Raw genomic sequence first — 19,314 nt, 5'->3', positions numbered from 1 at the left:
GAGTCCACCGTGGTCGTCCTTGCCGTCAGCGATGCAGGCGGGCGACAACGGCGGTTGCTTACATGACTTATTCCGGCAATTCGCCGGCCGGTGCGCCCAGCCACTTCTTCGACAGCGCATCCACGGTGCCGTCGTTGCGCGCTTCACGCACGATCATGTTGACCTTGGCGAGCAAGGTGCTTTCACCCTTGAGCACGCCCACATAACAGGGCGCATTGGCCAGGATCACCTTCAGATCCATGTTGATCGACGGATCCTTTTTCAGGATGGCGGCGGCGACGGCGGTGCCGGTTGCGAACATCTGGGTCTGGCCCGCCATGAAGGAGGCGATGGTCGAGTTGTTGTCTTCAAAGCGCTTGACGATGGCGCCCGGCGCCAGCTTTTCCAGTTCCTGATCCTGCATCGAACCGCGTGTCACCGAGATGGTCTTGCCGGCCAGTTCTGCATAGGTCTTGGCCTGCACGTTCTTGACGCCGAACACGGCATCGAAGAAGGGCGCGTAGGCGATGCTGAAGTCGATCACCTTGGCGCGCTCCGGCGTCTTGCCCAGCGAGGAAATGGTCAGATCGGATTTGCGGGTCTGCAGATAGGCCACGCGGTTGGGGCCGCTGACCGGCACCAGTTCCAGCTTGACGCCCATCTTTTTGGCGATCAGGTTGGCCATGTCGATATCGTAGCCGCGCGGCGTCATGTCGGTGTCGACCGAACCATACGGCGGGTAATCGACCGGCACCGCGATGCGGATCGACTTGCGCGCCATGATGGCGGTATAGACTTCATCGGCCATGGCGTTGCCGGAAAACAGAGCGGCCGTGCCGAGCGTGGCGATCAGGCTGAGCAGGAGGGAGCGGCGTTTCATTTCGATATCCTTTCAGAGATACGTGTTGTGCAAGAGCGGATTGAAAACTGCGTGGTTGATGCAAAGACGGGCGATAAGGTCGGGCGGGCTTGCGTTGATGCCTCAGGTTCAGCTCTTCTTGCGGGTGCGGACTTTCGGCGCCGGCGTTTCCTCTTCCTGCGCGCCCCACCATTCGGCCATGCCCCAGAGTTTTTTCTCGGTGTCCGACACCAGCGCTTTGACGTCGACCTTGGCGGTGGCCGCCATCAGCGCCACCAGAATCTCGCTCACCAGAAATGCCGGCACCAGGCTGTCGAAGAAGGAAGAGCTCTTCTTGCTGACCAGAATCGTTTCGCTCGCCATGCGCGCAATCGGGCTGCTGGCGCTGTCGGTAATCACCACCAGCTTGACGCCGGCCTTGGCCAGATGGCTGGAGATCGACATGGCGCGGCGCGAGTGCGGCGCCATGCTGCACACCAGCAGCGCATCGCGTGAACTGAGCTGATGCATGATCTTCATCACGCCGCTTTCGCCGGCGCCGTCGATCAGCGTGACGTTGCGCGCGAAATATTCCGACACATGCGAAAACTGGAACGCCACCGGAAACGATCCGCGCAGTCCCAGGCAATAGATATGGCGCGCCGACGACAGCAGCTTGGCTGCGCGCACCACGGTCGCCAGGTTATCGCCGCTGCACAAGGTCTGAATGTGGGCGATGGCATTGTTGGCGACATCCAGCGCCAGCGCGTTTTCGCCGATCTTCTGATTCAGTTCCACCAGACCGTGCGCGCGCTGGCCGAATTCATTGCCGCGCGCCCGCAGATTGTTCTTGAACACATCGCGTACGTCGTCGTAGCCGGGCAGGTCGAGCGCCTTGGCCAGGCGCGTCATGGTCGAAGGCGGCACTTCCGCCAGTCGCGCCTGTTCGCGCATCGACATCACGGCGACTTCGTGCGGATGATCGAGCACGAAGCTGGCCGCCAGACGCACCTGTCGCGGCAGGCTGTCGTAGCGTTGCTTGATCAGCAAGATGAGTGCTTGTTGGTTCACGTGCCTGCTCCGCGATTCTTGGGGATACAGGCTATTCAGCAACATGTGTGCCAATCCGATTTGTAAATGATTCAAATGAATCATTTATTGAATCATTGAGTCGATTCTGAAAATCGTATGGATGAGTTTGCCAACGAGGAGGGGCGATTGGCGTGATTCAAAAATCAATGCAGGCGCGTGCAAGCGATGGTCCTGGCAAGCTGCCGGGCGGCAAGTCCAGCGTTGGAAAACGCTCTGCGATGGGCTGAGGCGGGCAGCAGAATGCGCTCGCGTGCCCTGCTTTGGTGATGGCGCCGGGTGAAGAGGAAATGATGCCGCCCGCCGTTTCGGGAATGCAAAATCAACAGGCGGGAATCAGATGCGGCAAGCTTGAGCCCGGCAGCAAGCCGGATCGCGCTTGCTGCCGGGGTGATCGCTAGGCCGGCTCCGGATGCAGTTCGCGCAGGATGTTGAGGAACAGTTCGGCCCGATGGGTGGACGGGCGCGAGACTTCTGTCACGGCGCAGATCTGATGCTGATAGGAGGGACTGTTGGGGCGCGCGCGCAGGGCATAGCGTTTGCCGATCAACTGCGCATAATGGGTTGGCAGGATGCCGAGATAGTGGCCGGTCGCCACCAGCAAGGCGATCGCCTCCAGCCCGCCGGCATCCGGCCCGCGCGGATAGCCTTCGCTGGCCAGCGCCTGGTCGACGTAAGGATGGGAGCGATACACCAGCGGCAGATCGCGCGCAGTCGCCTGACCCTGTTTGCGTACGGCGGCATAGACCTTGTGGGTCTCGGAAAACAGCGGCAGGAAATTGAATTCGCCTTCGCCCGGATAACGGCCGCGAATCGCCACGTCCAGACTGTGTTCGCGCAGCGCCTGATTCAGTTCGGGGAAGGTCATGATGGTGATCTGCGGCTGCACATTGGGCGCACGCTGGCGCAGCGTGGCGATGGCTTGCGGAATCTCGCAGTCGGGATGCGTCAGCGCATGCTCGACGATGCCGATCGCCAGCGGGCCGGACAGCACGCCATGCACGGCATCGATCTCGGGCCGGATGCGCTCCAGCGAACGCAGCGCGCTGGTGGCCAGATTGAGCGCCACCGTGCCTTCCGGCGTGAGCTTGAAGCCGGCCGGGCCACGCTCGCACAGGCGTACGCCCAGGCGTTCTTCGACCTCGCGCACGTGGCGGCTGATGGAGGCCTTGGACATGTGCAACTGTTTCTCGGCGGCAGCGAAGCCGCCGGCTTGCGCCACGCTGCAGAATACGCGCAGCGAGCGCAGATCGCGTTCATCGAAATCGAGTCTGATCATGGTGACGGCTGTTATCTATATAAAGAGAAAGAACTTGCGCCTGTGTTTGCCTGCGCCGTGAATGATCCGGGTTGCATTGGCGTTCTGCACCGTGGAGGCGCATTTCCATGGTCTGAGCGGGCCTTGATAGTGCAAAAACCTGCTTTGGCAAAGGTTTCATTTTCCGAGACTATACCTGCAAAACAATCAGTTTTTATTATCCGTGTTGATGGCTAAAGTCGACGCCGTCTCAGCAGTTTCTGCGCGCCATGGCGGCCCTGCATTGCTGCTGGCAACAGAATTCTTTCTTTAACGCACTCGCCTCCAAGGAGCAGCCCGCATGGAACAACTGACGGTCCCGCCGCGCACCGGCCACAAAACGCTTTTGTATTCCGAGCTGGTCACCGACATGACCGATCTCAAGGCCGATATCGCCGTGCTCGGCATGCCTTTCGGTGCTGCTTACGGTCCGCGCTCTTACAGCAACGATCAGATCAATGCACCGCAGGCGATTCGCGATCTGACCGATCGCATGGTGCGCGCGCCCGAACATTACGACTTCGATATCGATGGTCCGCTGTTGCAGGGGCGCACCGATATTCGTTTCGTCGATTGCGGCGATGTCTTGCCCGATCTGAACAAGCCCGACGATCACAAGCGGCGCGCCGAAATCGCGATTCGCCAGATCGTGCGCGGCGGCGGCATGCCCATCGTGCTGGGCGGCGATCATGGCATTACCAATCCCATCCTGCGCGGTTTCGATGAAGTCGGCCCGGTGACGCTGGTGCATATCGATGCGCATCTGGACTGGCGCGATGAAGTCAACGGCGTGCGCGACGGTTTGTCGAGCGTGATCCGCCGTGCTTCCGAACTGCCGTTCATCAAGCACATCGTGCAGATCGGTCTGCGCGCGCAGGGCAGCGGTCGGCCGGCGGATTTCGAGGCGGCCAAGGCCTGGGGTTCGGATCTGATCAGTGCTTATGAATTGCACGACATCGGCATGGATGCGGTGCTGGCGCGTATCCCGGATGGCGGCAACTATTACCTGACCATCGATGCCGACGGTCTGGATCCGACCATCATGCCGGCAGTCGACGGCCCGGCGCCGGGCGGCGTGACTTTCCTGCAGGCGCGCAAGCTGATCCACGGACTGGTGAAGAAGGGCCGCGTGGTCGGCATGGATATCGTAGAGATCCAGCCGGCCAAGGACAATGCCAGCAAGCTGACCTGCGTGACTGCCGGTCGCCTGATCGTCAACCTGATCGGCGCTTCAATCCGGGCAGGTTATTTCGACAAGAAATAATCGTGGCAGGGCGGTATCCGCGATATCGGATCCGCCGCTCGTATCCCTTTTTTTTTTATATCGAATTTTTCAAACGCTTTCCACTCACCCAGATACTCAATCGAGGCCCACATGGAACACACCCGCATTCGTTGCTTCAACACCAAAGACACTTACCCGGAACAGGCGATCGACAATGATCTGTGCCAGGCCGTGGTCGCCCGCGGCACCACGATTTTCCTGCGTGGCCAGATCGGCCAGAATCTCGACACCTCCGAAAGCGTGTGCATCGGCGATGCCAAGGGTCAGACCGAACAAGCCATGTACAACATCGATATGTTGCTCAAGGAAGCCGGCGGCAAGCTGGAAGACATCTGCAAGGTCACGATCTACATTTCCGACCCGCGCTATCGCGAAGACGTGTATCGCGTGGTCGGGCGCTGGCTCAAGGGCGTGTTCCCGGTTTCGACCGGCATCGTGGTGAGCGCGTTCGCCCGGCCGGAATATCTGGTGGAAGTGGATGCCACGGCGGTGATTCCGGACGTGCCGTCGAAATAGGAAGCAGCGTAAACCTGCGATAGACAAACAGCCCGGACATCGGGCGCCTGAAAATGCGGGCCGATGTGCGGGCTGCTTGTCTATATTGCTGAATTTTCTTGCGCCCACAGTCTTCGGCATGGCGAAGACCTGATGGGGCAGTCATTGAGATGGGACCAGACGAGACTAGGTCATTTCACTGCATTTGACAGCGCTTGGCTGAAGTAGGCTTCCGTTTCAGCCATCCGATCCGCCTGCGCCGTGCACCGTGCGAGGCCGGCATCAATGCCGGGCACAGGATGCAGCGCTGCTGTGCTCCTGCGATTGCCCTACCTTCCTTGCTACTTCTTTATCTTCCGCTGATTTCCCAGGATTCCCGGGATGCCACCGAGGCGCAATGGCCTCAGTTGTGAGCCGTAGTGCTGCGATTCTTCTTGCGCGAATACATGGCGGTGTCAGCCGCTTGCAGCAGCGCATGGAAGTCGCACATTTCAGAAGGAGTCAGTGTGGCGGCGCCGACGCTGATTTCGATTTCCGAATGCGGCCACTTGGCGATTTCAACTGCTGCATGAATGCGCTCGCGCACCAGATGCGCACCGTTCTCTTCCGTATCCGGCAGGATCAGCGCAAATTCGTCGCCGCCGTAGCGCGCAACGAAATCGCTGGCACGCAGCGGCGAGCGCAATACGCGGGCCAGTTGCGTCAGCAGCGCGTCGCCGGCCGGGTGGCCGTAAGTGTCGTTGTATTGCTTGAAGTAGTCGACATCCACCATCAGCATCGACAACGGCTTGGCGTTGCGCAGATGGCGGGTCCATTCTTCACGCAGACGCAGATCGAAATTGCGGCGATTACCGATGCCGGTCAGGGCGTCGGTCAGGGTCTGTTCTTCCAGCTTCTGTACGGTACGGCGGCTTTCCAGCTGGGCTTCCAGTTGACGGGCCAGCACGCGCAGCGCTTCACGTTGGGTCGGCGTGAGTGAGTTCGGCTTGCTGTCCATCACGCACAGGGTGCCCATCACATCGCCGTTGCTCGCCACCAGCGGCACGCTGGCGTAAAAGCGAATTTGCGGCGGCGTGGTGGTCAGTACGGTTTCACTGAACCGACTGTCGGCGCGCAGATCACTGATCTCCGTCACTTCGCGAGGACGCTGGGCGGCAAATTCGCACAGCGTGAAATCGCAGGAGCTGCGGATCACGCCGGTCTGGCCCGGAAAGCGCCACCACTGGTTGCGACGGTCGATTTCGCCATTCGTCAGAAACGACAGGAAAGGGTGTTGCAGGCCGATGTCTTCGTGCAATTGCGAGACCATACCGATAGGCACTTCGCACAGGCTGCTCGCCAGCGACACGAAATCTGCCAGCATCGTAGGCAACCAGGCATCGGAGTCGCCGCTGCGGTGTGCCATCTGGATGCGTGTATTGGCTGTGTCCGTGGTCAGGAACAGGCCTGGGTGATATTCGGTTTGCATGTCGTTCATGATGGTGTGTGCTCGTGTCAGATAGATAATCGGATGGAACAAATCTGTTCGCGTTGCATTTCCCGTTGCATTAACGGCAAGGAGCGTATGGACAACTCCGACGCAGCTGCGGACAACCGCGTTTTATAAAATATTGCCCTGCGACATTAAATTAACAGAAGCGGTTCCGAAGTTCATCCAATTAGTACATCCGCTTACAATTTAGATGGTGTTTTGAGTGAAAACGATGCAATTCCTATCACAATCGACGGTGTTAGCTGATCATGATGACAATTGTCGGATTGCAAAACAAAGCTGCAGAACTTGGCTCCGGAGACTAGAAGATAGTTCGTAAGCTGAGTCGGCAGGGATAGGACAGTGGCTGTAACGCGTGTAAGGAATGTCTGATATTGCACTGCATCTAAACCCGTCATGGAGGCGTAGCCCTTGCTGGCGGGGCCGCCCCGGTATTAGTCATAACTGCATTGTTTGTGTTTGCGCGCAGATCGGGAAGGAGCGGCGGCCGGAATCATTCGCATCGCCGCTTTCTCGGCCCCTACCAAGAAAGATACTCCATACATTTCATTTTGCTTGATTTATGAAGTATTTCGAGACGCAGTTGGTACTTTAGCAAGAAACATGCGTGCATGGGGTATGCAGGCAGTCTTCAACGCAAAAGTTTTATGTATGAAGGTGTTGGCGGAGGGGCGGCTGTCCCGAGATCTGCGAGACGTGCGCCGGATTTGCGTGCACAAAGAGCGCGGCAAGTCGTGGAGATGAGGGGCGCCATCCCTGACTTCTCCCTATGACGCGCTGCCGATAGCGGACTGAATTTGCAGTTGGGCAAGCCCTTAAACGGCGGTAGCGGGCTTGCCCCATGGCAAGTGAGTGCAATACGGCCCGGCTGTGTTGGTGCTGAAGCATGTGGTGCGCGTGCAACTGGCCTTATGGCAATGGCGGCGGTATTTTCCCCTGATCCCGGCTGTTCTTGCATTGAGCCCTGATCATCTGCCTGAGCAAACCGCTCATCTGCAGGGGGGGGGGCGTATCAAGCGGCATGGAAGCCGTATTTACTGCCGCCAGCACCAGCGTCTGAAAGCGCAGAGGATCCGGAACATCGCTTCGCCGTTCGGGATCCCCGGCGTCTCAGCTTGCCTGTTCCTTGGCCGCAAACACCTGTTTGCCGTAAGACGGCCTGTCCATGTCCAGCATTTCCACTGTCATCTGCATCAGGGTGGTGTCCGGCCAGGTGCAGGAGGCTTTCAACACGGCCATCAGGCTGTCCGACAATTCCTTCTTCACCTCCGGCGTGCGCCCGCTCAGCAGCGCCAGCCGCACATGCAGGAAGGCGTGCTGAGTCTGGTTCGCCTTGCTCATGTCCTGCACGCCCACCTGATAGAGATCGAGCCTGGTGGCGCGCGCCTTGATGTCAGTCGGACCGAACTGGCCGGAACCCAGCAAGGTTTCATTCAGCTTGAACAAGGTTTCTGCGGCGTTGAATTGCGGCAGGTTGTCGGTGTATTCGAGGAACAGATGCGGCATGGCGAAATGTCTTTCGTGAACGGTGTGTGGGAAACGCTTGAGTCTAATGCTGTGAACAATGGCGCGCGCCGGCGGAGCGCGCTCAGCTCGCCAGAAAGCCTGCGAATTTTGCCAGATCGACGTTGCCGCCGCTGACCACGATGCCGACGCGCTTGCCTTTCAGCTCTTCCTTGCGTGCGCGTGCCGCGGCAAAGGCCAGGCAGCCGGTCGGCTCCACGACCATCTTCATGCGCTCGGCAAAGAACCTCATGCTTTCGATCAACTGCGCATCGCTTACCGTGTCGATGTCATCCACATCGCGCTTGATGATCTCAAACGTATATTGGCCTAGATGCTGGGTCTGGGCGCCGTCGGCAATGGTCTTGGGGGTATCGATATGCACGATAGAGCCGCTGCGGAAGGATTGCTGGCCATCGTTGCCGGCTTCCGGTTCGACGCCGTAAATCTTGCAGTCCGGCGACAGGGCGCGCGCCGCCAATGCCGAGCCGGACAACAGACCGCCCCCGCCGAGGCAGACGAACAGCGCATCCAGCGGGCCGGTTTCTTCTATCAGTTCCTTGACGGCGGTGCCCTGGCCGGCCAGCACATGCGGATGGTCGTATGGCGGGATCAGCGTCAGGCCCTGCTCGCGCGCCAGCCGGGTGGAAATCTCTTCGCGGTCTTCGGTGTAGCGGTCATAGGTCACCACGTTGCCGCCGTAGCCGCGTGTGGCTTCCACCTTGGCCGCAGGGGCATCGAGCGGCATCACGATGGTGGCGGGAATGCCCAGGAACCGGGCCGACAAGGCCACCGCCTGCGCGTGATTGCCGGAAGAAAACGCGATCACGCCGGCGGCGCGCTGGCGCGTGTCGAACTGCGACAAGGCATTCATCGCTCCGCGAAACTTGAAGGCGCCCATGCGCTGGAAGTTCTCGCATTTGAAGAACAGCTGCGCCTCCATTTCGGTATCGATGGTGCGCGAGGTGCGCACCGGCGTCTTGTGCGCCAGGCCGGCAATGCGGCCGGCCGCGGCAACGACATCGTCATAGGTGGGCAGATCGGAGGGAGTTGGCTTGCTCATGGGCTTGGTCCTCTGGCGGAGATGTCAGTGAAGAATGATGAAACCTGGTGCTGGGCGCCTCCTCGGCGCATGGCTGTCTATCGTTGATTCCGGTTAATGCTGCTTACTTCTCGTCGTTGTAAACCGTGGCGCGCGATACCCCTAGATGCAGCGCAACGATTTCCGCTGCGCGGCGTATCTCCAGGCAGCCCGATTGCCGCAGCTCGCGCATCAGCAGCCGGCGTTCTTCCGCCTTCAGCGCGCGCGGCGTGGTCGACAGCCGCGCTGCAAACTGATCAATGCGCGAGCGTATCGCTTCGGCGCCGGTCGGCTCCAGCGTCTCGCGGATGCCGGCCGCATCGTCGGTGCCGCCGAATTGTCCCAGCATGCTGTGCAGCGCGCCGAACAGCGTCAGATCGATATTCATGCACAGCGCCGCCACAAACTGGCCGCTGGAATCCTTGATGCCGATCGAGGTGCTCTTGGCCTGTCGCCCATCGGGGAAACGATTGGCGTAGTTGGCGATGATTTCCGGATAGGCCGGGTCGGCGATGCGCGCCAGCCCGAGTTCGGTGGTGGCGTCGCCGATCTCGCGTCCGGAAAGATTATTGTGGATCGCCACAATCGAGTGATCGGCATCGCGCAGGTCGTGCACCACCACTTCGCAGAAGGGCGCAAAAGTACGACCCAGGCCATCGGCAATCTGCCGCAGCTGATCGACCAGTATTTCCTGTTCCGTAGGCGCGCGTTTTTTCATGAAGACATATTATCTAAAATTAGATTTAATGTAAATATCGGCGCTCAGGCTGTTGCGGCGATGCTTGCGGAATGATGCATCAACAAGGTCGTGCTCAGTCTGCCGACAGCGTCTGCACCAGGTGGTCGTACACCATCCGCAGCCGGGCCGGCAGCGGGCCGCGCTGCGGACGGTAGATGTACATATCCCATGGCTCGGGCTCAACATCTTCCAGTAGCGGCACCAGCTTGCCCGCGCTCATGGCCTGATCGGCCAGAAAGCTGGCGATCTGGCCGAGGACCTGGCCGCTGCGCACCAGGTCGATTTCAGCTCCGCTATCGTCGCAGATGAAGCGCGGAGCGCTCGGTACGATCTGCTGTCCATCCTTGAACATCCAGTGCCAGAAGCGACCGGTGCTGCGATCCACCAGCGCGCTCAGCGGGAAATCCTGCAGTTGCTCTATGTTCTGCGGCCTGCCGTACTGACGAATGAAGCGCGGCGTCGCCAATACGTGAAAGCGAACCTTGCCCAGCTTGCGCACCACGAAGCGGTTGTCATGCAGGAAACCGACGCGCACGCCGATATCAATCTTGTCGTTCACCACGTCGGACAACTGATCGCTGAAGCGCAGATCGAAGTTGAGTTTCGGATAACGGCCGGCAATCTCGGCCAGCGCCGGCACGATGATCTTGCGTCCCAGCGCGCTGGGCGCGGTCAGCCGCACCAGGCCGCTCATCTCGGAATCGGCCGGGCGCGATTCGCGTTCGAACAAGTCATCCAGCATGCGCACGCCTTCGCGTCCGCGCGCCGCCAGCGTTTCGCCATAGGCGGTAATTTGCACCTGGCGCGTATTGCGATGAAACAGCAATTCGCCCTGCAGATGTTCCAGCTCCTGCACCGCGCGCGTCACCGCCTGCGGCGAAATGCCCAGCCGTACAGCCGCTTCCTTGAAGTTGCCGGCCTCGGCCGCTGCGCAAAAGATGCGCATCATTTCCAGTCGATTCAACATGCAGGGATTTCCTCTTGGTTCCAGAATTTGGAATTCTGAAATCTTATCATTTCCATTGTTTGGCATAGTCGCCGACGCCATACTTCTTTCCATCGCAACAGCTGCAGAGTTCAGCGCTGCATGCGGTAAGAGCCGACACGCAGCGGCGCTCAGCCGGGTTCATGGCACGCCGCCGGAACGCTCACACAAATCAGACAACGCAAGCAATCAAACAAAGGACAGATCATGAACAAGCACATCGAAGGAAAAGTCGTCGTCATTACCGGCGCCAGCAGCGGCCTGGGCGAAGCCACCGCACGTCATCTGGCGGCGCTGGGCGCCTCCGTCGTGCTCGGTGCGCGCCGTCTGGACAAGCTCAATGACATCGCCGCCGACATCCGCGCCGCCGGCGGCAAGGTGGCGGTGGCGGCGACGGACGTCAGCAATGCGGCGCAGGTCAAGGCACTGATCGATACCGCCATCAGCAGCTTCGGCCGCATCGATGTCGTGCTCAACAATGCCGGCCTGATGGCGATTGCGCCGATGAGCGAGACCAAGGTCGAGGAGTGGGATCGCATGATCGACATCAACATCAAGGGCGTCCTGTATGGCATCGCCGCCGCACTGCCGGTGTTTCAGCAGCAAGGCAGCGGTCACTTCATCAACGTTGCTTCGGTCGCCGGCATCAAGGTGTTCAGCCCGGGCGGCACGGTCTACAGCGGCACCAAGTTTGCGGTGCGCGCGATTTCCGAAGGCCTGCGGCATGAAGTCGGCGGCGCCATTCGCACCACCACGATTCTGCCGGGCGCGGTCGACAGCGAACTCAAGCACGGCAGCTCGCACGAAGCCAGCTCCTCCATGGTCAAGGATTTCTACAAGATGGCGATTTCCTCGGATGCCGTGGCGCGCGCCGTGGCCTATGCCATCGAGCAGCCGGCCGACGTCGACATCAACGAAATCGTGCTGCGTCCGACCGTGCAGGATTTCTGAGTCGCAGATAACAAGGCTTAATCAGGCGCCATCGCGGATCGGAAACCGGCCGGCAAGCTCCCGTGAGGAACTTGCCGGCTTTTCAACTTTCTGGCCGCGCAGGCTATCGGCTCACATGATCCGGCGGCCCGAATGTTTCATTTCGGTCACGCTCACGCCTCTGCGCGCCGGGCATTCACAGTTTCCGCCCACTCGGGCGACGCGCCAGTGATACCCTTCGTCCCGGCCTTTTACTGCGGTCTGTATCGCGGCGCGGCCAATACACATCAGTCCCGGCATCCAAATTGCTACGCACATAGACAGGCGCAGGCCTGCAGGTTGCGCTGCTGCGGAACGGGGTCGCAGAGTGCACGACAGAACGACAAGCCGACGCCGTGCCGCCGGCAGAACGGCGTCGGGCGCTCTTACAGACAAGGCCTGCACTTTTCTATATCATTGCCGGCCCATTTTGAAGGAGTGATCGCATGGCCAAGGCTTGCGGCGTGGATTTCGGCACGTCAAATTCGACCGTCGGCTGGCGTGGGCTGGAAGGCGCGGGCTCGCTGTTGCTGCCACTGGAAGAAGGCAAGCAGACTTTGCCCTCGGTGGTGTTCTTCAACGCCGACGATAATGAATTCACCTACGGCCGCGCAGCGCTGACGGCTTATCTGGCCGGCTATGAGGGGCGCCTGATGCGCTCCCTCAAAAGCTTGCTGGGCTCCGGCGCCATTGACGGCCAGACCGAAGTCGGGGGCCGCGCCTTGCCGTTTCGCGGCTTGCTGGCGCAATTCATCGGCGAGCTGAAGCTGCGCGCCGAGAAAGCGGCCGGCCAATCCTTCTCGCGCGTGGTGATGGGCCGCCCTGTGCATTTCGTCGATGACGACGCCGCCGCCGATCAACTGGCGCAGGATACCCTGGCCGAGATCGCGCGCAGCGTCGGTTTCACCGATATCGAATTCCAGTACGAACCGATTGCCGCCGCCTTCGATTACGAATCGCGCATCACGCGTGAAGAGCTGGTGCTGATCGCCGACATCGGCGGCGGTACCTCCGACTTTTCGCTGGTGCGCCTGTCGCCCGAGCGCGCCACGCAAGTGGAGCGACGCGACGACATTCTGGCCAACGGCGGCGTGCACATCGGCGGCACCGACTTCGACAAATATCTCAGCCTGTCCTGCGTGATGCCCTTGCTCGGCCTGGGCGGACGTCTCAGCAGCAACAGCGAAGTCCCGTCCAGCTATTACTTCAATCTGGCGACCTGGCACACCATCAATCAACTGTATACGCGCAAGGTCTGGCAGCAATTGCAGGATGTCGGACGCGAAGTGCGCGAGCGCGACAAGTTCGCGCGTCTGCTGGATCTGGTCGATCAGCGTTGCGGCCACTGGCTGGCGCTGCAGGTGGAAGCCGGCAAGATCGCGCTGTCGTCCGAAGAGACCACCATGCTCGACCTGCAACGCCTGCGCCCGCCTGAGATGCTGGAGCTGCGCCGCACAGACTTCGACGCCAGCGTCGATCATCTGGTCGGCTCGGTGGAGCAGACCGTGACCGGTCTGCTGCGCGACGCCGGTCTCAAGCCTGCCGACATCGACACCGTGTTTTTCACCGGCGGCTCCAGCGGCGTGAACCTGCTGCGCCGTCGGATCAGCGCGCTGGTGCCCGATGCCCAGCACGTGGAAGGCGACTTGTTCGGCTCCATCGGCAGCGGCCTGGCGCTGGATGCGATGCGCAAGTTCGGCTGATTCTGCAGATTTGGCGGATCGGCAGGGTGTGAGGGCGGGCTGATTGCGCTCCTGCAAACACCGCACATTTGAGGCGTCGCAAGGCAGATCGCCGGGGCTGCTATAAAATGCAGCACATTCGGCGATGGCCGCCTTCTTCAGCATTGAGGACGGCAGGCCAAGAGCAGACCAAGCGCGGTTTCAGCCAGACCTGACATTCAGGCCGCCAAAGCCGATGGTCGCCAGCCTTGCCAACCTTGCCAAACAGGATCAACGCAGGATTAATGGGATCTTCTACCGAATCTTTTGTGCGCCGCGTGCGTAGCCGGCTTGATGAGTTGTCCGCCACCGAGCGCCAGCTGGCCGATTTTCTGCTGGAGTTTCCCGGTGAGCTGGCCAGCTATGCCGGCAACGAGCTGGCCGAACTGGCCGGTGTCTCGCCCTCTACCGTCAGCCGCTTCATCCGCCGCATCGGCTACGAAAACTACGAAGAAGCCCGCCGCCATGTGCGCGAAGAGCAGGAAACCGGCTCCCCGCTGTTTCAGGCCAGCCCGGCCAGCAGCAAGCGCGGCAAACCGGTCGCCACCCACTTCCAGCAATCTCAGGCCAATCTGGCCAGCACCTTCGAGCGCCTGTCGGACGCCGTCATGGGCGAGATCTGCAAGGCCATCGTCAACGCGCCGCAGGTGCTGATCTTCGGCAGCCGCAGCAGCCACGCCTTCGCCGTCTATCTGCGCTGGCAGATCATTCAGGTGCTGCCGCGCGTGACGGCGCTGCCCGGCCCCGGCGAAACCGTGGCCGAATATCTGAGCGGCCTCGGCGAGCGCGATTGCGTGATCGTGTTCGGCACCCGCCGCCAGACGTCGCAGATGGACAAGGTATTGAGCGCCGCCAGCAAGGCCGGCGCGCGTCTGCTGTATATCAGCGACCAGACCTCGGCCGACTATGCCGGCGCCACCTGGTCGCTGCAATGCGAATGCCGCGGCCCCGGCGTGCTGGACAACCACGTCGCCGTGATGGCCCTGTGCGATCTGATTTCAAGCATGGTGATCGAAGGTTCCGGCAGCGCCGGCCGCAAGCGTCTGGCAGCGGTGGAGCAGGCGCACGATGAGCTGGGTGATTTCGACTGAATTGCAGGGCGGCAATGCATGCAGCCTGATGCAAGCTGCGCTGCGATGAAATCCGAATTTCAGTCCTGATGCCTTCTGCACGGCCTGTTTCAGCGCAGGCTTTGCGCGCAAAAGGTGCGCGCTGCTTCATTTGCATGCACCGTCTTTGGTGCTTTCCCTTGTTTTTCTCTTGTCTTTCCATTCACTAATTGCGTCGGGGTAAATCCTGCCGCCGCGATGTGACTACGCCAATTTCCCGCCAGGCCTTGTCCAGACTGGACCGGCAATCACTTCTTTGTGCTCGCCGCCGGCTCTGGCGATGAGTAAGTCAATCTGGCACGCCGCTTGCTAAGACTGCAGTCATGTGTGAAATCTAAATTTCATGAATTAATAATTATTGAAATTTAGGTTTCAATGTGTGGCAACGCGGAGTACAGTGATTTCATCGCAGCCGGCCCCGATCTGAAGCGTTCGCTCAGGGTTGCAGCGATGACATGACTTGCAAGCAGGACCGCAGAAAGCGAACGTTGCAGAAGCGATGCAGATTGTGATGCGACGTGCCGCCAGCCCACACAGGATTTGCCCGGTACCTGCTCTCTTCGATGAGGGCGAAGACCGGACGGGTCAGGTGAATTTTCCGTTTCTTCCTGTTTCAATGAATTCAAGGAGTCTCTCATGGCTGGTGGTCCCATCCCTTCTTCCGCACCAGAATCGGCGCGCGTCGCCGAACTGGATCAGGCGCTCGACAAGATCGGCGTAACCCGTGCGCATCACACCATCATCTTTCTGGTGCTGATCGGCTGCCTGTTCGACAGTTTCGAGCAGAACGCCATCGGCCTGGTCGGCCCCATGCTGAAACAGCAATGGGGTCTGGATGCCACTTCGATTGGTCTGCTCAATACGGTCACCTTCGCCGCAGCCGCCGTCGGCCGCATCATGTCCGGGCTGATCGCCGACCGCTACGGTCGGCGCGTGATGCTGACCGTCGATCTGCTGCTGTTCACGCTGGGCGCCAGCATCTGCGGGCTGGCGCCGGACCTGACCGTGATGGCCATCGGCCGCGCGATCGTCGGTTTCGGTCTGGGCGGCGAAGTCGCCATCGCCGTGACCATGCTGTCCGAATTCTGCTCGACCAAGTTTCGCGGCACGGCGGTCGGGCTGGTCAATGTCGGCGCCGGCGGTCTCGGCAATTTCCTGGCGCCGGCCTTCGGTCTGCTGGTGTTCACGCTGTTCCCCGGTGAAGACAGCTGGCGCTGGCTGTTCTTCTGCCTGATGGCGCCGGCCCTGCTGGGTGCCTTCTATCGCCGCTACATTCCTGAGACGCCGCGCTTTCTGCTGTCGCAGAACCGGGTCAGGGAAGTCAACCTGGTGCTCAACAAGCTGGCCTCGGGCAAGCTCGGCAAGAGCAGCGGCACGCAGCAGCAGTTCCTCAATGAAACAGCCGCGGAAGAACTCAAGCCCAAGGTCAAGGTGCGCATCACCGAGATCTTCCGGGGTGCGCTGGCGCGTCGCACCATCCCGCTGTGCATCTCGATCTGGATGACCTACGGCGCGCAGATTTCGGTGCTGACCCTGATGCCGACGATTCTGGTCAGTCTCGGCTACAGCATGTCCAAGAGCCTGCTGTTCACCATGGTGATGCAGAGCGGCAGCTTGCTGGGCGCGATTGCGGCCTCGATCTTCGGCTTCCATCTGCCGCGCAAGCGTGTGCTTACCATCGGCGCCGCCTGTGCCTGTCTGGCAGCGCTGTCGATTGGTTTCCTGGCCAAGAGCATCGTGCTGATTCTGATTGCCGGCGCGGTGTTCCAGTTCTTCGTGCTGTTGCTCAACACCACTATCTGGATCTATGCGCCTGAGCTGTATCCGACCCGTGTGCGCGCTTTCGGCACCGCCTTCATTCTGGCGACCGGCACTGCGGCCGGCGCTTTCATGCCGCTGGCGGCCGGCCGTCTGTTCGACAGCTTTGGTCTGGCCGGCGTGTTCGGCATGATCGCTGCGATGTACGTGATCTTCATCGTCAGCGTGCAAAGTGCACCGGAAACCTATGGCAAGTCGCCCGATGCGCTGGTCTTGCCGGTAGAGGCCGAAGCCGCGCTGGCCGCCACGCCGGCTGCGGCGGCCAGCCGCTCCTGATACTGAAATCAACCCAACCCAAAACCGAAACGAAACGACCGCACAAGCCGCCATGAGTCTTCAGAAAATACTGCTGATCAATCCCAATTCTTCCGTCGCCACCACCGACATGATGGTGCAGATTGCGGCGGAAGAATTGCCGCCCGGCTTCTCGGTCAACGGCGTCAGCGCCCAGCGCGGACCCGGCATGATCGTCAATCAGGGCGAGCTGGATGCCGCCGCGCCGGAGGTCGAACGCAACTGGCAGCAGGCCGAAGCCGGGGCCGGCATGCAATGGAGCGGTGTGATCATCAGCGCCTTCGGCGACCCCGGCATAGAGCGGGTGCGCGCCGCCAGCAAGGTGCCGGTGGCGGGTATTTGCGAAGCCTCGATGCTGGAGGCGGCGGAGCACGGCCGGCGTTTTGGCATCGCCACCGTCACGCCCGAGCTGGTCGAGGCCATCAACGGTCGTGCCGATGAGCTGGGTCTGCTGGACCGCTACACCGGGATTCGTCTGACCTCGGGCGATCCGCGCCAGCTTGCGGCCGATCCGCATGCGCTGGAAGAGGCGCTGGCCGACGCCGTGCGCCTGTGCATAGAAGAAGATGGCGCGCAGGCCGTGATCATCGGTGGCGGTCCGCTGGGCCAGGCAGCGATTGCTCTGGCCCGCCGTTTCAGCGTGCCGGTGATCGCGCCTATTCCGGCGGCGGTGCGTTTTCTGCTGCGCCAATTAAAGGCAGGATCGGCACCGCGCGCGGCCGCCTGATTCAATCCATCGTCAGAGCATCTGCAAGGCCTGTTTGCGGCGCGGCGGCGCGAAGGCGGCGTCCAGTTCCTGCAAGTCCTGCTCGCTCAAAGTGAAGTTCAGGCAGGCGCGATTCTGCTGTACGTGTTCCACCGTGCTGGCCTTGGGAATGGCGATCACGCCCGGCTGGCGTATCACCCAGGCCAGCGCAATCTGCGCCGGTGTCGCTGCATGGCGGCGCGCGACGCTATTCAGGGCAGCATCCTTGAGCAGGCGACCTTGCTCGATGGGCGAATAAGCCATCACCGGCACACCGCGCGCGATGCTGTCGGGCAGCAGATCGAACTCGATGCCGCGCCGCGACAGGTTGTATAAAACCTGATTGGTCTGCACCAGATCGCCGTCCGGCGTCTGCCGCAATTCGTCCATGTCATCGGTATCCAGATTGCTGACGCCCCAGCCGCGAATCTTGCCCTGCCCGACCAGCGTCTGCATGGCTTCCACGGTCGCCGCCAGCGCATGCGATCCGCGCCAGTGCAGCAGATACAGATCGAGCCGGTCGGTGCCCAGCCGTTTCAGGCTGGCTTCACACGCCGCCACCGTGCCGCGTTTCGAGGCATTGTGCGGCAGCACCTTGCTGACCAGAAAAATCTCGTCGCGACGGCCGGCGATCGCCTGGCCGGTGATGCGTTCGGCGTTACCGTCGGCGTACATTTCGGCGGTGTCGATCAGCGTCATGCCGAGATCGATGCCGGCTTGCAGTGCGCGCACTTCGGCTGCCGCATGCGCCGCCGAGTCGCCCATGTTCCAGGTGCCCTGACCGAGCAGCGGCATCTGCAGGCCATTGTTGAGCGTGATGCGGGGAATGTCTTTCATCTGCGTTCTCCTCATTTGCGGTAGTCGGGTAGCCGGTTTCCGTCCGGCACTGTAGCGCAAGTCCGGCCTGCTTGTTTGCCGCCGCCGGGCCGCTTGTCATCGTGCCGACATGCGGACTGTCTATGCTGAGCGACTCCGGTATTTTCGCCCGTTCGTCTTCAGCTGTTTGTCTTTGCTGCTCATGCCATGCTCAATCACAACCGCATTCTCATTCTGTTGCTGTCCTGCTGTGTGATTGGCCTTGCCGGTCGTTCAACATCGGCTGTGGCCAAACCGGCCAACCCCGACAAGCTGTGGGAAATCATCAGTCAGGAATGCCTGCCCAACAGCATCGCCCATAACCACCCGGCGCCCTGCAGCATGGTGGATCGCGAACATGGCTTCGCCATTCTGAAAGACATCGTCGGGCGCGGCCAGTTCTTGCTGATTCCTACCCAACGCCTGAGCGGCATCGAGAGTCCGCAACTGCAAAGCGAGACCATTCCGAATTACTGGCGTCATGCCTGGGAACAGCGCGCGCGCGTCGGCGCAGCGCTGGGACGTTCGCTGGCGCGCGAACAGATCGGTCTTGAGATCAACTCGGCGGCGGCGCGCAGCCAGCTGCAACTGCATATCCATATCGATTGCATGCGCCCCGATCTGCCCGGGCAATTGCGCGCGCATGCGGCCGACCCGCTCGAACGCTGGATGCCCTTTATGCTTGAGGGGCATCAGTATTTCATCATGCGGCTGCCGGCCGATGCGCTGGAGCGCTTGTCGCCTTTCAGGCTGGCTGCAGCAACGACGCCACAGGCCGCGCGCATGATGGGCGCGCAATCGCTGCTGCTGACCGGCGCTTATTTCGAGGATGGCAGCGAAGGTTTTTATCTGATCAACATGCCGGTCAACTTCGAGCGCGGCGAACGCGGCAGCGCCGAAGTCCTGCTCGATCACGACTGCGCCATCGCCGACTGAGCACCGGTAAATCGCAGTGAAATAAATGCCGTGGAGAAATTTTCTGTGGTGATCCGAGATCGATAGTGCATTTCCCTTCGCCAT

17 protein-coding genes are annotated in these 19,314 nt (G+C 60.9%); 8 read left to right on the top strand and 9 right to left on the bottom strand.

Features of this window, described 5'->3' with window-relative positions:
• Nucleotides 1-67: 67 nt before the first annotated feature.
• From PQR62_RS11045 to PQR62_RS11035, 3 genes are all read right to left on the bottom strand, one after another.
• Nucleotides 68-859, bottom strand: a complete 792-nt coding sequence (locus PQR62_RS11045; protein WP_408157775.1) for a transporter substrate-binding domain-containing protein — start codon at nucleotides 857-859, stop codon at nucleotides 68-70.
• 108 nt (nucleotides 860-967) lie between these two features.
• Entirely contained in the window at nucleotides 968-1,888 is a 921-nt protein-coding gene (locus tag PQR62_RS11040; RefSeq protein WP_408157773.1) for a MurR/RpiR family transcriptional regulator, read from the bottom strand.
• A 415-nt stretch (nucleotides 1,889-2,303) separates the two neighbouring features.
• Nucleotides 2,304-3,185, bottom strand: a complete 882-nt coding sequence (locus tag PQR62_RS11035; RefSeq protein WP_408157772.1) for a LysR family transcriptional regulator — start codon at nucleotides 3,183-3,185, stop codon at nucleotides 2,304-2,306.
• Nucleotides 3,186-3,504: 319 nt separating this feature from the next.
• Here PQR62_RS11035 and PQR62_RS11030 point away from each other — a divergent pair, with 319 nt between their 5' ends.
• On the top strand, nucleotides 3,505-4,467 hold the full coding sequence (locus tag PQR62_RS11030) for an agmatinase (RefSeq protein WP_408157770.1): 963 nt from the start codon (nucleotides 3,505-3,507) through the stop codon (nucleotides 4,465-4,467).
• A gap of 111 nt (nucleotides 4,468-4,578) precedes the next feature.
• Nucleotides 4,579-5,004, top strand: coding sequence for a RidA family protein (locus tag PQR62_RS11025; RefSeq protein ID WP_408157768.1), 426 nt, complete (start codon nucleotides 4,579-4,581; stop codon nucleotides 5,002-5,004).
• Nucleotides 5,005-5,386: 382 nt separating this feature from the next.
• Here the strand turns inward: PQR62_RS11025 and PQR62_RS11020 are convergent, their stop codons facing one another.
• From PQR62_RS11020 to PQR62_RS11000, 5 genes are all read right to left on the bottom strand, one after another.
• Entirely contained in the window at nucleotides 5,387-6,460 is a 1,074-nt protein-coding gene (locus PQR62_RS11020; RefSeq protein WP_408157766.1) for a sensor domain-containing diguanylate cyclase, read from the bottom strand.
• 1,125 nt (nucleotides 6,461-7,585) lie between these two features.
• Nucleotides 7,586-7,981: a 5-carboxymethyl-2-hydroxymuconate Delta-isomerase gene (locus PQR62_RS11015; RefSeq protein WP_408157764.1), complete on the bottom strand. Its 396-nt coding sequence runs from the start codon at nucleotides 7,979-7,981 to the stop codon at nucleotides 7,586-7,588.
• An 82-nt stretch (nucleotides 7,982-8,063) separates the two neighbouring features.
• Nucleotides 8,064-9,041, bottom strand: a complete 978-nt coding sequence (locus PQR62_RS11010; RefSeq protein ID WP_408157762.1) for a threo-3-hydroxy-L-aspartate ammonia-lyase — start codon at nucleotides 9,039-9,041, stop codon at nucleotides 8,064-8,066.
• 103 nt (nucleotides 9,042-9,144) lie between these two features.
• A complete protein-coding gene (locus tag PQR62_RS11005) occupies nucleotides 9,145-9,777 on the bottom strand; it encodes a helix-turn-helix transcriptional regulator (protein WP_408157760.1) in 633 nt (210 codons plus the stop codon).
• 94 nt (nucleotides 9,778-9,871) lie between these two features.
• Nucleotides 9,872-10,765, bottom strand: coding sequence for a LysR family transcriptional regulator (locus tag PQR62_RS11000; protein WP_408157758.1), 894 nt, complete (start codon nucleotides 10,763-10,765; stop codon nucleotides 9,872-9,874).
• 225 nt (nucleotides 10,766-10,990) lie between these two features.
• Here PQR62_RS11000 and PQR62_RS10995 point away from each other — a divergent pair, with 225 nt between their 5' ends.
• From PQR62_RS10995 to PQR62_RS10975, 5 genes are all read left to right on the top strand, one after another.
• Nucleotides 10,991-11,734, top strand: a complete 744-nt coding sequence (locus tag PQR62_RS10995) for an SDR family oxidoreductase (protein ID WP_408157756.1) — start codon at nucleotides 10,991-10,993, stop codon at nucleotides 11,732-11,734.
• Nucleotides 11,735-12,198: 464 nt separating this feature from the next.
• The gene (locus PQR62_RS10990; RefSeq protein WP_408157754.1) at nucleotides 12,199-13,455 is read left to right on the top strand and encodes an Hsp70 family protein; all 1,257 of its coding nucleotides are present in this window, start codon (nucleotides 12,199-12,201) and stop codon (nucleotides 13,453-13,455) included.
• 263 nt (nucleotides 13,456-13,718) lie between these two features.
• On the top strand, nucleotides 13,719-14,564 hold the full coding sequence (locus tag PQR62_RS10985) for a MurR/RpiR family transcriptional regulator (RefSeq protein ID WP_408157752.1): 846 nt from the start codon (nucleotides 13,719-13,721) through the stop codon (nucleotides 14,562-14,564).
• A gap of 654 nt (nucleotides 14,565-15,218) precedes the next feature.
• Nucleotides 15,219-16,676 carry an MFS transporter gene (locus PQR62_RS10980; RefSeq protein ID WP_408157750.1) on the top strand — a complete coding sequence of 486 codons (1,458 nt, stop codon included), beginning with the start codon at nucleotides 15,219-15,221 and terminating at the stop codon, nucleotides 16,674-16,676.
• Nucleotides 16,677-16,728: 52 nt separating this feature from the next.
• On the top strand, nucleotides 16,729-17,421 hold the full coding sequence (locus tag PQR62_RS10975) for an aspartate/glutamate racemase family protein (RefSeq protein ID WP_408157748.1): 693 nt from the start codon (nucleotides 16,729-16,731) through the stop codon (nucleotides 17,419-17,421).
• Nucleotides 17,422-17,433: 12 nt separating this feature from the next.
• Here PQR62_RS10975 and PQR62_RS10970 read toward each other — a convergent pair whose 3' ends face one another.
• Nucleotides 17,434-18,276 carry an aldo/keto reductase gene (locus tag PQR62_RS10970; RefSeq protein WP_408157747.1) on the bottom strand — a complete coding sequence of 281 codons (843 nt, stop codon included), beginning with the start codon at nucleotides 18,274-18,276 and terminating at the stop codon, nucleotides 17,434-17,436.
• Between the two features lie 186 nt (nucleotides 18,277-18,462).
• On the opposite strand from PQR62_RS10970, the gene PQR62_RS10965 reads away from it, so the two are divergent.
• Nucleotides 18,463-19,230, top strand: coding sequence for a CDP-diacylglycerol diphosphatase (locus PQR62_RS10965; RefSeq protein WP_408157745.1), 768 nt, complete (start codon nucleotides 18,463-18,465; stop codon nucleotides 19,228-19,230).
• Nucleotides 19,231-19,314 lie beyond the last annotated feature (84 nt).

The sequence above is a fragment of the Herbaspirillum lusitanum genome (genome assembly GCF_046025995.1).
Lineage (GTDB): Bacteria > Pseudomonadota > Gammaproteobacteria > Burkholderiales > Burkholderiaceae_D > Herbaspirillum > Herbaspirillum lusitanum_A.
This window is presented reverse-complemented; position numbering and strand designations above follow the sequence as displayed.

What these genes read in the sequence shown, in the direction of transcription:
- PQR62_RS10965 (WP_408157745.1), top strand. Translation starts at nt 18,463, where the DNA reads ATGCTCAATCACAACCGCATTCTCATTCTGTTGCTGTCCTGCTGTGTG.
- PQR62_RS11015 (WP_408157764.1), bottom strand. Translation starts at nt 7,981, where the DNA reads ATGCCGCATCTGTTCCTCGAATACACCGACAACCTGCCGCAATTCAAC.
- PQR62_RS10970 (WP_408157747.1), bottom strand. Translation starts at nt 18,276, where the DNA reads ATGAAAGACATTCCCCGCATCACGCTCAACAATGGCCTGCAGATGCCG.
- PQR62_RS11010 (WP_408157762.1), bottom strand. Translation starts at nt 9,041, where the DNA reads ATGAGCAAGCCAACTCCCTCCGATCTGCCCACCTATGACGATGTCGTT.
- PQR62_RS11035 (WP_408157772.1), bottom strand. Translation starts at nt 3,185, where the DNA reads ATGATCAGACTCGATTTCGATGAACGCGATCTGCGCTCGCTGCGCGTA.
- PQR62_RS11020 (WP_408157766.1), bottom strand. Translation starts at nt 6,460, where the DNA reads ATGAACGACATGCAAACCGAATATCACCCAGGCCTGTTCCTGACCACG.
- PQR62_RS11030 (WP_408157770.1), top strand. Translation starts at nt 3,505, where the DNA reads ATGGAACAACTGACGGTCCCGCCGCGCACCGGCCACAAAACGCTTTTG.
- PQR62_RS11000 (WP_408157758.1), bottom strand. Translation starts at nt 10,765, where the DNA reads ATGTTGAATCGACTGGAAATGATGCGCATCTTTTGCGCAGCGGCCGAG.
- PQR62_RS10990 (WP_408157754.1), top strand. Translation starts at nt 12,199, where the DNA reads ATGGCCAAGGCTTGCGGCGTGGATTTCGGCACGTCAAATTCGACCGTC.
- PQR62_RS10975 (WP_408157748.1), top strand. Translation starts at nt 16,729, where the DNA reads ATGAGTCTTCAGAAAATACTGCTGATCAATCCCAATTCTTCCGTCGCC.
- PQR62_RS11045 (WP_408157775.1), bottom strand. Translation starts at nt 859, where the DNA reads ATGAAACGCCGCTCCCTCCTGCTCAGCCTGATCGCCACGCTCGGCACG.
- PQR62_RS10995 (WP_408157756.1), top strand. Translation starts at nt 10,991, where the DNA reads ATGAACAAGCACATCGAAGGAAAAGTCGTCGTCATTACCGGCGCCAGC.
- PQR62_RS10985 (WP_408157752.1), top strand. Translation starts at nt 13,719, where the DNA reads ATGGGATCTTCTACCGAATCTTTTGTGCGCCGCGTGCGTAGCCGGCTT.
- PQR62_RS11025 (WP_408157768.1), top strand. Translation starts at nt 4,579, where the DNA reads ATGGAACACACCCGCATTCGTTGCTTCAACACCAAAGACACTTACCCG.
- PQR62_RS11005 (WP_408157760.1), bottom strand. Translation starts at nt 9,777, where the DNA reads ATGAAAAAACGCGCGCCTACGGAACAGGAAATACTGGTCGATCAGCTG.
- PQR62_RS10980 (WP_408157750.1), top strand. Translation starts at nt 15,219, where the DNA reads ATGGCTGGTGGTCCCATCCCTTCTTCCGCACCAGAATCGGCGCGCGTC.